Raw genomic sequence first — 12,573 nt, forward strand, 5'->3', positions numbered from 1 at the left:
TGAATCCCAAGCTAAAATAAAAGAATTAACCTAAAACCTCTATCATATTAGATATCTATCTTGAACAACCTTACTTGCCTGGAAATAGAAGTCGCTCAAACAATGCTGAGATTAGCAATGTTGCTGGGCTTAACACTTTTAATCGCCTTTTTTGTGGCGTCAGAACTAGCATTAGTATCAGCCGATCGCCATCAAATCCGCCAACTTGCCCAGTTGGACGATCGCCCAACCGCCAAAACTGCCGAACTCGTCCACCAAGCTCAAAACAACATACCGCATTACCTGTCTGTGACTCAAACTGGAACAACAGCAGGGAGTTTGCTGTTGGGCTGGTTGGGTGAGGGAGCGACTGTACACTGGATCGAACCGTGGATCGACAAATTGCCGATCGGTCATTTGTCGGCCGTGCTGACTGCTCATTCGATCGCAGTTCCCGCAGCTTTTATCTTTGTAACTTACGTAGAAATAGTCTTAGGAGAACTAATCCCCAAAGTATTAGCAACCCACGCCCCAGAACGCACCGCTTTGCTGCTGATGCCAGCCCTCGAACTCTGCTCAAAATTACTGTGGCCGCTGCTAGCAATTCTCAACGGTACCGTGCGGCTGCTGACTGGTTGGATTACCAGTAAAGAGTCTAAACCGCTGCTGCCAGCTTCCGAGGCAACTGTTATCCAAAAAGATGCTCATTCGGCACTAATTTCTGGCGTATGGGAAGTGACAGCAGTTAACAAAAAACTCGGGTTAAACCTGCCGACTAACCAAGCTTACCAAACAATCGCCGGATTCGTGATTCACAATTTAGGTAAAATGCCCAATCAAGGCGATCGGCTATTGTGGGGTGAGTTGGAAATAGAAGCAGAAAATGTAGTAGAAGGCAGTTTAGAAACTGTGCTACTGCGTCAGGTAACTCGCCCCTTATTTGAGACTCAGCAGCCAGAACTTGTGTTAAATTGAATTACTCGGAGTAGAGACAATAATTTCTCAACTCTTTCTCTTCCGTTCTACTCTCTTGCTTGGTGTCCTACCCTACCCTTCACCGAACCCCTGCAGGGAATGGGAACGCCTTCGCCGAAGGCGTCTTCGCGGTTCGTTTAATCTTGAGATTTGAAATTAGCAACTAATCCCAAATCTCAAAAACTCCGCCTTTCATCACCCAACAGCCACCTTAACCGCACCCCCAACAAACTGCTCGTAATCCGCCAACAACCACGGAGGCAAACAAGTATTCGCATCCTGAACCCGCAACTGTCCAGGGCGACAATACAGCATCGCCGCCAACAAATTATTTACAGCTTTAGGCGCTCCAAACCCTTTACTCAACTCAACAACCAACGAGTTGAAAAACTCGCGCTCGCTCTCATTCAATGGCTCATTAATAAACCCGCTGCCCAACATTGCTTTGTAACCCTTGCCAAAATCGCTCCGGTACAAAACTTCTACTTGTTCGCCGGAAACGCTCAGCCACAAATCGGCAATTTGCTTGCGAATATGCCGCAAATCTGCTATTACCAATTCAGCCGTCGGGTCGATTTCATAAAGATTGACAGCAGCAGTTAATTGATTTATAAACTGCGGCAGATAATCTTGTTTGACAAGTGGTTGTTCTGTTGTCGTAAATGCGCTCTCAAACACCTTTTCGTAATCTTCAAGCAACCACTGGGGCAAGCGGGTGCGAGCATCGGGAACCCGCATTTTTCCCGGAACAAAATACAGCATTGCCCCCAGCAGAGCATTGATAGCTTGAGGCTGCACCAACCCTTTGCTAATTTCAGTCAATTTCTGCAAAAACTGCTGTTCGGCTTCAGTCATCGATTCTGCTTGCAAGCCGCAGCTAAGTATTGCTTGATATCCCTTGCGAACGTCTCCTCGGTAAAAACTTTCGAGTTTTTCTGAAGGAACAGTCAGCCAAAAATCAGCCATTTGTTTTCTGATTTGGCGGAGTTCCAAAACTATCGATTCGTCAGATGGATCGATGCGGTAAAGATTGACGCATCCTAACAGTTGATTCGCGAATTGCCGGGATTGAATGTATTGAGCTAGCAAATCAGTAGTTGAATCAGACTTGACGGCGGATTCAGTCTCAAAAACTTGTTCGTAATCCCCAATTAACCAGTGCGGCAAACGGTTACGAGCGTCGGGAATTCGCATGGTTCCCGGCGGGAAATACAGCATCGCAGCAAGCAAGGCGTTGACAGCTTTGGGATGCACTAATCCTTTGCTAATCTGGGTTAATTGCTGCAAAAATATTTGTTCGCTTTCGATCATCGGTTGACGTTGGAAACCGCTCTTGAGCAGGATTTGATAGCTGTTACCTGAAGCGCTTCGGTAGGCGGTTTCGAGGTTTTCGGCGGGAAGGTTGAGCCAAAAATCAGCGATTTGTTTGCGGATTTGACGCAGTTCGGATATTGCTGAGATGTTTGAGGAGTTTCGTTGGTAAAGGTTGACGGCATTCGAGAGAATCTCGTCCAAATCTGGCTGCTTGGGAATGCTATCCTGTAAGTTGCGCGATGCTTCCAGGTGGCTGCTTTGCCAGTTGCCAAAGAGTTCTTGGAATAATTTGCCGATCGCCCCAGAGTATGCAACACTGTCAAAACAAGCCGGATTAGCTTGCATTTTTTGCTGAATTTCCTGGCGATAGCGCTGCCGAAGTTCAGGATTAGTGCCGAGACTAACTGCTAGTTGAATGTAAGATGCTTCGCTATTGGCAATTAAATCGGGCATAGAGAGCGATCGTACCACCGCAGCCCCCATTCTCGATCGCAAAGTATCACCATCCCTGACAACAGTTGGAAGTCCCACCTCTAACGGATCTACAAGGGAAGTAGTCCCCGCATAGGGATAGGAATCCAAATAAACATCCCCCAACTTCAAAACTTCTTTAACATCCGCACGGTTAGGAAAACTCTTCAACACCAGCAAACGATTACTCTCAATGCCATACTTAGCAAAAACGGCTTTCATATTATTCACAAAAGCCCCCCCAGGATAATGATTAGTCCAGCTAGGGCCGAAGGGCATTAAAAACAGCACAGAATTAGGAACAGCCGCCATAATCTTTGCCCATGTTTCCCTTAACTCCGGCACTAGCTTATACAAATTCGCACTCGAAATAAAGACCACCGATTCCTCGGAAATGCCGATACTATTTCTAGTGAAATTAATGTTAGGAGTGTAAGGTTCGAGGGTATAGCTAAAACAGCAACCAGGCCCGTCAATAGTTGCTAATTGCTCGCGATAATGCTCCTGTCCTTCAGGTGAATGTTCCATCAACTTACCAGCAATGTAATAGTCAATGTGTCGCATTCCTGTGGTAACGGGAGAATTAAAACAGGTAGTTTGTACCCGCGCCAATCGATGCAACGCCAGTAAACTAATCGGATGAGTAACCGCAGTAATATTGGTAGCAATCAGCAGAATATCTAAGTCATCAGCCCGGATTGTCTGAACTTGACTTGGCAAGTCATTAGACAGTTTAACCAGTCTGTCAGCGCGACTTTGACAATACTGTTCTAGTTTATTCCCGTCAAGATTGAGAGCGTATAAAATAATTTCAAATTGCTCTCGATTCAGATATTCAAAAGCTGGCAAGGTAGCGAAAGTTTCCGTCATCGCCCCGAAATGTTTAGTCAGGACACCAAGGCGAATTTTCGGCCTGTTAGCAGGTCTAGTCGGAAAAATGCAATCAATCGCAGCGCCACGATTTTTCATGGCATATTCAATAATATCGGCTCGCTTTGTGTATACCTCCTTGAGATTTTCACTATTAAAGTACAGAGGAATAAAGTTAGCGCTTTTCGTGAATAACGAGGCGATTTCCTGCCACACTTGTGACTTTTGGTTCTTGAAGATATTGCTATGCAAATAACTGACCCATCCCTGCACATACCGGCAATAATTGTCAGCTTCTCCTATTTCTTGAAAAAGAGTAGGCGCAGCAAACATAAATTTGAGGTAGTCGTTGACAAACCAATTAGGTATAACTGCCTTTTCATAGTTCAGCATTAACTGATCTGCACGACGATAGAGGGCGGCTGTTAGTAGGTAGTTAATATCTTTGGGATTTTTAACTCCCTGGGATAGATGTGCTGCTAGTCGATCGATAACAGTCTTTTCGGCATCTGTCAGCGCTTCATCTTTGATATTGCTGTTTAGCAGTAGCTGCTGCGCCTTACCTGCATCACCGCCATAGGCATTTGCCACTTGTTCTGCAGGCAGATTCAGCCAATAATTGGCAAGTTGCTGCCGGGATTGGCGGATGTTAGCGAGGTTTACTTCATTAGCTTGGTCTTTTTGATACTCTCCCACATATTGGGACAGCAAAGTTAAAAATTGTTCGGGTTTGTTAAATTCAACTAATTCATTAGCTATTAAATTGCCGTGTTGCTGCAAAATCTGCTGTGACCAACGCACTTCTTCTGGTTGGTAAAGTTGAGAGTGGAGGTGAATAATTGTGGCTCTCATTAAGTCTAATTTTGGGCGATCGCCAGCCATTTTTTGGGTTCTGCTAGATCCGTCGCCGTGCTGCCTGTAATAGAGGTAAGGCTTAGGTAGTCGATCGCCTAACCAGCCTTTTTCATAGGCAGACACCCAAAACTCCCAATCTTCGCATCCCAGCTTCATCACTTTTTTCAAGCCGCCTACTTGCTCGTAAATCTCCCTTCTAAAGAGGGAAGTAGCAGGGGCTTGATTGTCTCTCAAAAACCGATTGGCATCAAAGTCACCGTGAACAACTAAATCGCAGTTTGCTCCGAAGTGCTGCACATCTGTGTAGACAAAACCAACCTTGGGTTTTGCTAATAAAATTTCCACGCACTCCTCTAGAAAGTTAGGATGAAGTTTATCATCAGCATCTAGGAATAAAATAAACTTTCCTGACGACTGCTGAACGCCAACATTTCTCGAATCAGCGGGTCCCGTGTTGGGTTTATCTATGAGGCGAAGCGATTTTTGAGGATACAGTTTAATTAAATAATTGGCGAAGTTGCTGGTATCATCAGTGCTGCCATCATTGACAATTATGCACTCCCAGTTTGGATAAGTTTGACGGACAACACTTTCAACAGCTTCTCTGAGTAAAGTTGCGTGATTGTAGCAGGGAATGATTACGCTGACGAGTGTTTCTGCGGAGGTGCGGTAGGGCATGGCATTTAGCTGTGATGGAGAGAGTGAAACAGGTAATGTAGTGGCTGGTTTTACACCTCGGCGAGTGATCCCATATTCATCCCATATTTGCCGAGTTTCTTGGTACGATATTGGCGATGAATGTTGCAAACCTTGTTGATTTTCGTAGTACAAGCCGAGAATTTCTGGCAAGTACACAATATTTTCGCTTTTGCCAATCCGCAGCCAAAATTCGTAATCGCCAGCCGCCGTAAATTCGCTTCGGAAATAGCCGTGTTTTTCGTGCAGCGATTTTCTCCACATCGGCTGAGGGCCAATAATGCAGCGCCGTTCGAGTTCGCTGTAGTCAAATGCTGGCCACTTCCAGCGCTTTTGTGCTTGGGTTTTTGCAAAAGTATCGTTAGCTGTGCTGGTGATTAATTGGTCAGCATAAACCAGACTTACTGTGGCATTTTCATCCAAGTATTTCGCCATGATTTCTAGGGCATCGGGGCGATGTCTGTCATCGGTATTAGCATTAGTCATGTAAGCTCCGCGCGACATCTTAATGCCTCGATTCCAGGCTGCATATAGTGTTTCGCGGTCAGAAGTGCGATCGTACACTATATTCGGATATTTCGCTTGAAATTCCCGCACAACAGACTGTTCATTTTCTTGGGAACGGCTGTCAATTACTATGATTTCGAGTTGGCCTTGTTTGTACAGGGTTTGCTCTACCAAGTCATCCAAGCAGCCGCGGATAAATTTTTCGGAATTGTAAGTAGAAACGATCGCAGATACTTTAAAAGCGGAGGGGAGAGGCTGCGAGTTCTCACCATTCCCTAATTCCCCCTGCAAGGCTCCATCAGTTGGCTGTTGAACGGAAGCATTCTCCGAATGTGCGTGCTCAGCTACTTGAACCAAAGCTGAGCTAACAATTGCAGCCATTTTCGACCAGGAAAACTTCTTAGCTTGCTCTAACCCCGCCGCAATTAATGAGTTGCGGACAGCGGGCTTCTGTATTTCCTGCAAAGCATTGACAAGCCCAATAACATCATCCCCGTTTACATAAACCGCTGCTTGTCCTGCTACTTCTGGAATCGAGCCGTTTGGACAGGTGATGACTGGACAACCGCAAGCCATTGCCTCAAGGACTGGCAACCCAAAGCCTTCATATTTCGACGGATAAACTAACACTGAAGCACCAGAATAAGCAGCTCTCAGTTCGCTGTCGCTTAGTTGCAGCGTGTGGACAGTATTCCCAGAACAGTACAATTCCAGCTCGGGTTCTAATATAGGTTTGCCACCTGCACAGACTATATCAAAGTCAAACTTGTTGGCAAGTTGAGAAAAGGCTTTGAAGAACAATATCCCGTTCTTGTAACCATGCCAGCCTACCCTTTCGCCTACCAAAAGAAAATAGGGCTTGGTAATGCTGTATTTTGACTTAAAGCCTGAAATTTCTTCTCTATCGGGTGGCGAAAAATTGGCATCAATTCCGCAGTGTGCTACAGCGATAGAATTTGAAGAAATATGCGGAAAAACCTTAATTAAATCGCGGGCTGTATTTTCCGAAATGGTGATGTATGCCGAGGCGTGGCGGATACCGCAATGCTTTTCTCTCCACTCGGAATGACCAATATTTTGCCCCATCAACTCTGGAATCATGTCGTAGGCCATGAATACCGATCGCGTTGACAAAGGGGTTGTATAATAAGTAGAAATAAATAAATCGGCTTTTTCTTCATCGCAGATTTGTTGGAGCATCGCGCGATCGCGATCGGTATTACTATAATCGTAAAGAGGAATAGTTCGATAACGGATACCGGGAATTTTTGGGGCAGTTCCGTTTCGATCTAAAATGATAATATTTTGAGCAAAGTTCGTATTTGCCCATTCTTGCCAGAGGGATGTCCAAACGCGAGCAATGCCTGTATTATTATGTTGAAAAAATACACCATCAATGAGAATTGTCGGAGATTTTTGACTAGGCTTAACAGCAAGTGCAGGTAAAGAAGACACAGTTTTAAATTGCCACCTTTTTGTACTAATATCTCGTTGTGCAATGGGTTCGACTCCACACGCGATCACGCTATTGACTTGAGTTTCATCCTTAACCCAATCAAAGTATTGACGCAATAACACAGGAAGTTGAGTCTGTTGTTGCAGATTTAACCATTGGGAAGTCGCATTTTTATAACCATAATATTGCTCTTTAAAGCGCAATTGATTCGGGGTAACGTAGGCAAAATGTTGGAAAACTAACCCCTCTTTTTCGGTTTCTTGATGTTGAAAAGGATTAACAAACGCGACATCGCGCCATTTACCGTTAGGTAAGGGTTCCGCTAATCTGGGCGGTTCATGGGTTGCCCATACCATACCTGGTTTAAAACGCCAAGTGCGTAGCCATTCATATTGAGGATTATTTGCATAACAATTACGAGTGCTAATAACTAAATTTTCCCCAACAAAATACCAACACCAATAAAAAGCCACGGTTTTTTCAGGATGTTCAATAAACATCTGTCGAGTTTTCCAAATCTGCTCAAAAGTCCAGAGTTCATCTACATCAATTTGCCACAATAAACACTCTTCAGAAATCCGGGAAAGAGGAGCATTTATCATTTCTCGTTTCCCTTCCCAAAATTCGCCTTCTGGCTTACGATAAATGCTAATATTTTGGGGATAGAGACGAGCCAGTTCATCTAAATATTCGGTAGTCCCATCCAGGCTGCGCCCCTCGCGATGAACCTCATCAGAAATATTACCGCCCAGAGTGACACTCCAAGCCGTATCATGTTTTAAATCTGCTACCCCCTCGACAATATGCCAGTGCCATCGAAAGGGTAATTTTTTCAAGACATCAATATGATAACGGATGAACGGTTCACCGTTAAGGACAATAGTGAAAAAGTGAACGCTCAGGAGCTTTGAACCCGCCAGAGGTTTTGTACCCTCTACATAGATGGACTCATGCTTCCTTGCTTCTAAATCTAAGCCTAGTTCAAAGGATCTTAGTCTGACATCTTCAAATCCAGCATTAGCAATAATCTTGGGGAGGTTTTCTTCATCGAACAGAAAGCGGTGATGACCGTCCATGTACGCAATATAGTTAATGAAGTCTATTTTTGAATGATAGTGAAATGCTGGCTTATAAAGACAATGTTTTTGCGCGTCAAAGCTTTCTGGCTTCCCATAAGCCTCTATATATATCCTCGCGTTGGGGACTGCTACTTTGAATACTCCTCCTGGTTGTAGGACTCGATAGCATTCAGAGAGCAAGTTAACCATAGGGCAGGGGTAAGAGAAGTGTTCTAATAAATGAGATGAATATATTTGCTCTACACAATTGTCTGGGAAAGGAAGGGGTTGTGATAAATCAAGACATAAATCGCTCCTAGGATCTAGATCAATTGTCGTCCACCCTTCCATTCTTTTTTCTGAAGCCCCTAGCTCCAGCTTAATAGGCTTTCCGCTCTCAAAAAGAAACTCAATCGCATTTTGATTTTTCAGAGAAAGGTGTGATAATGACTTATTCATAGGTCTGATCCCGCCCGGATCTGATGCTGTAGAAGTGAACTGCTTCGATAAATCCCTTGGGCTGACTTCCTTTTTGATTTCTGCTGGGATGAACGCGATATAATTCTCATAGAAAGAGTTTGAGCCTCCTACTTGCGCCCCTATTGCCCCATCTTTCTCTATCCGGTGGCACTCATAGCCATATTTTTTTAATAAGTCAAAGGTGTCTTGTGCTCTCCGATTCAATCCCTCTAGCATTTTTTGAGAGATTTCAAATTGTATAAACTGGATGGCTTTTTTATTTAAAAGACCTGTTGCTCCTAGAAGGACATCACTTTCAGCGCCTTCTACATCGATTTTTAAGTAATCTATTTTCTCAATATTATGTTGTTGACAAAATGAATCAAGCGCGATCGCGTCAACGGTTTCAGTTTTGACAAGAGGTACATATTCCTGGGGATTGGCCGGATTCTCCATCTGCGGTCTGCCGATGCTGTTCCAAACCGAAAATTCCTCGGGAAATTCATTAAATTCAATTTGTTTATTCTCAGAAAATACAGCATTTTGAAACGTAAAAATATTGCTATATTTTTCTTGCTGCATTCGCTCTTGTAGTTTTTTAAAAGTAGTAGAAGTGGGTTCAAATGAATATACTTTTCCTTCACTTCCGACTAAATGACTAAACAAAATAGAATAGTTACCAATGTTGGCCCCAATATCGAAAACTGTCATCCCTTGACGAACTAATCTTTGTACAAGCCGTTGTTCGGTTTGTTCTTCATTAAACGCATATTTTTCTAGCTGGAAAATGGCATAACCATTTCGCAGATGAAGATTATGCAATAAGAGTTTATAATTAGGATCTTTGAGAAGTTTATGGTAATTTTTATGGTTTTTAAAGGTATTAATATCATCTAGCAATATAAATTTAGCCCCATAGACTTCATCTAATTCAGCTTCCCCGGTAAATTCAGAACCATCTATTAAGACAACATCAAAAAAAATGATTTGATTTTCTGATTTGATTTGCTTAATTCCTGTCTGAGATACTCCAGAATCTTGGAGATATTTTAGGTCTTGTTTGAGCCAATCTAAGACTCGTTCTAGGGGGTATTGATTCAGTGCTGTTGTGTAAGAATTATAAAAATCAATAACTTCTTTTTCGCTAGCAAAATTATTTTTTCCTACTGAGGAAACATTATAACCTTTTACAAAACCGTCCTTAGCATATCTCTTTTGTAATTCGGTAAATCTTGCCTGGGATATTTCCATGCAAAAAAGTTGAGGATGATGGGGATTTTCTCTAATTCCTGTGACAAATGCTTCTGTACTTCCCTCACCGGAAGATGACCCTATTTCTAAAATGGTTTTGATATCTTCTTGTTTGGCTATTTGTTTAATAGCCTGATAAAATTGATCGTACTTAATTTCTGCGGGAATGATTTTATTGATTTCTGAAGTCATGATAAAATTTTCTCCTTAATTCATTGTGTGATTAATCTGGGAATGCGTTTTCTAAAAAAACCCTGAAGTTAAATTTAGTTACGAAAGAAAGCAGATTTTTGAGATCAGACTATTGGGGTAAATGACGATTTGTGGTAAACACACTTGGTTTCTGGGTCAGTCCTACTTTACCTTACCTAACAGTTTAAGAGAACTTACGCGTAACTACCAAATAAACCGGGTTTTTCACTTTTTTTAAAGACTCAAGTGCAGTATTTCCGTCAACAAACCCGGTTTCTGCATAGCTATTTAACCGAAAAAGGGATTAACGCGATCGCCACCAGTTTTGATAATCTTGACAAATTATGCCTTATAGTGTAAGAAGATACCCAAAAATTAGGACAACACCCGAATCTCCTGACGCCGCCCAGGGCAGTTCCGTTCCCGCGACCTCAGACCGCCACAGCATGGCCGGGATTCCTCACCACACAAAAACAAGTTACAATTACGTTAAGATTGATGAACATAAATAAAAATTCCCAAATCACAGGGACTAAAAATTAGGAGGATCGACCTCGGTGAATAAACGGTGGAGAAACGCTGGCCTGTACGCACTGCTGGCTATTGTAGTCATTGCCTTAGCAACGGCTTTTTTTGACAAACAGCCCCCAAGCCGCGAAGTTTGGAAGTACAGTCAATTCATTCAGGAAGTCGAAGGCAAGAGAGTAGACAAAATAAATATCAGTTCCGATCGCAGCAAAGCCCTGGTCACAGCCCAGGACGGCAACAAGGTACTCGTTAACCTGCCGAACGACCCCGAACTGATCAACATCCTGACCAAAAATAACGTAGATATTTCAGTTCTGCCCCAAAGCGACGAAGGCTTCTGGGTAAAAGCCCTCAGCAGCCTGTTCTTCCCGATCCTGCTTTTGGTCGGACTGTTTTTCCTGGTGCGGCGCGCCCAAAACGGGCCCGGCAACCAAGCCATGAATTTCGGCAAATCCAAAGCTAGAGTCCAAATGGAGCCGCAAACTCAGGTGACTTTCGGCGACGTGGCGGGCATCGAACAAGCCAAGCTAGAGCTCGCAGAAGTCGTGGACTTCCTGAAAAATGCAGACCGCTTCACTGCAGTCGGAGCAAAAATCCCCAAAGGCGTGCTGCTGGTCGGCCCTCCTGGAACTGGCAAAACCCTGCTCGCAAAAGCAGTTGCTGGAGAAGCAGGCGTTCCCTTCTTCTCGATTTCCGGTTCAGAATTTGTGGAAATGTTCGTGGGTGTCGGTGCTTCCCGCGTCCGCGACTTGTTTGAACAAGCTAAATCTAACGCTCCTTGCATCGTATTTATCGATGAAATTGACGCCGTAGGCCGCCAGCGGGGCGCTGGTTTGGGCGGTGGTAACGACGAACGGGAACAAACCCTGAACCAGTTGCTGACCGAAATGGACGGCTTTGAGGGCAATACAGGCATTATTCTGATTGCTGCCACGAACCGCCCCGATGTACTCGATGCGGCGCTGCTGCGTCCGGGTCGCTTCGATCGCCAAGTTGTAGTCGATCGCCCCGACTTCGGAGGCCGCCTAGAAATTCTCAACGTTCACGCCCGCGGCAAAACTTTGTCAAAAGACGTGGACTTGGAAAAAATCGCCCGCCGGACACCCGGTTTCACCGGTGCGGATTTGTCCAACCTACTCAACGAAGCAGCAATTTTAGCCGCCCGCCGCAACTTGACAGAAGTCTCGATGGATGAAGTCAACGACGCGATCGACCGCGTGCTCGCAGGCCCGGAAAAGAAAGACCGCGTGATGAGCGAAAAGCGCAAAACGTTGGTAGCTTACCACGAAGCCGGTCACGCTTTAGTCGGCGCGCTGATGCCCGATTATGACCCCGTGCAGAAAATTAGCATTATCCCCCGCGGCCGCGCTGGCGGTTTGACTTGGTTCACACCCAGCGAAGATCGGATGGATTCTGGCTTGTATTCTCGGTCTTACTTGCAAAATCAAATGGCGGTAGCTTTGGGCGGCCGCATTGCTGAAGAGATTGTCTTCGGCGAAGAAGAAGTAACAACCGGTGCGTCGAACGACTTGCAGCAAGTGGCAAGAGTAGCGCGCCAAATGGTGACTCGCTTCGGAATGAGCGATCGGCTAGGCCCTGTAGCTCTCGGTCGCCAACAAGGCAATATGTTCATGGGTCGCGATATCATGGCTGAACGCGATTTCTCTGAAGAAACCGCAGCCACGATCGACGATGAAGTGCGTTTGTTGGTAGAGCAAGCTTACCGCCGCGCTAAAGATGTACTCGTCGGCAACCGCCACGTCCTTAATGCTTTGGCAGATATGCTAGTTGAAAAGGAAACGGTGGATGCGGATGAATTGCAAAATTTGTTAGCTAATAGCGATGTGAAAATGGCGACGATCGCCTAATCGATTTTACAATTTAGATTTGGGATTTTAGATTTAATCTAAAATTTGAAATCGATAATTGGGGTGATTCTGGGATTGTCTGGAATCGCCCCGA

At 44.5% G+C, this 12,573-nt stretch carries 3 protein-coding genes; 2 read left to right on the forward strand and 1 reads right to left on the reverse strand.

What is annotated here, in order from left to right; all coding sequences use genetic code 11:
- The first annotated feature begins 60 nt into the window (after positions 1–60).
- Positions 61–954, forward strand: coding sequence for a CNNM domain-containing protein (locus QUA77_RS13985; protein WP_333450655.1), 894 nt, complete (start codon positions 61–63; stop codon positions 952–954).
- Between the two features lie 195 nt (positions 955–1,149).
- Here QUA77_RS13985 and QUA77_RS13990 read toward each other — a convergent pair whose 3' ends face one another.
- Complete coding sequence (locus QUA77_RS13990; protein WP_333450657.1) at positions 1,150–10,083, reverse strand: FkbM family methyltransferase; 8,934 nt, start codon at positions 10,081–10,083, stop codon at positions 1,150–1,152.
- Between the two features lie 557 nt (positions 10,084–10,640).
- Between QUA77_RS13990 and ftsH3 the strand changes: the two genes are divergently transcribed.
- Positions 10,641–12,479, forward strand: a complete 1,839-nt coding sequence (ftsH3, locus tag QUA77_RS13995; protein ID WP_006633639.1) for an ATP-dependent zinc metalloprotease FtsH3 — start codon at positions 10,641–10,643, stop codon at positions 12,477–12,479.
- Positions 12,480–12,573 lie beyond the last annotated feature (94 nt).

The organism is Microcoleus sp. K5-D4, assembly GCF_036704575.1.
GTDB lineage: Bacteria > Cyanobacteriota > Cyanobacteriia > Cyanobacteriales > Microcoleaceae > Microcoleus.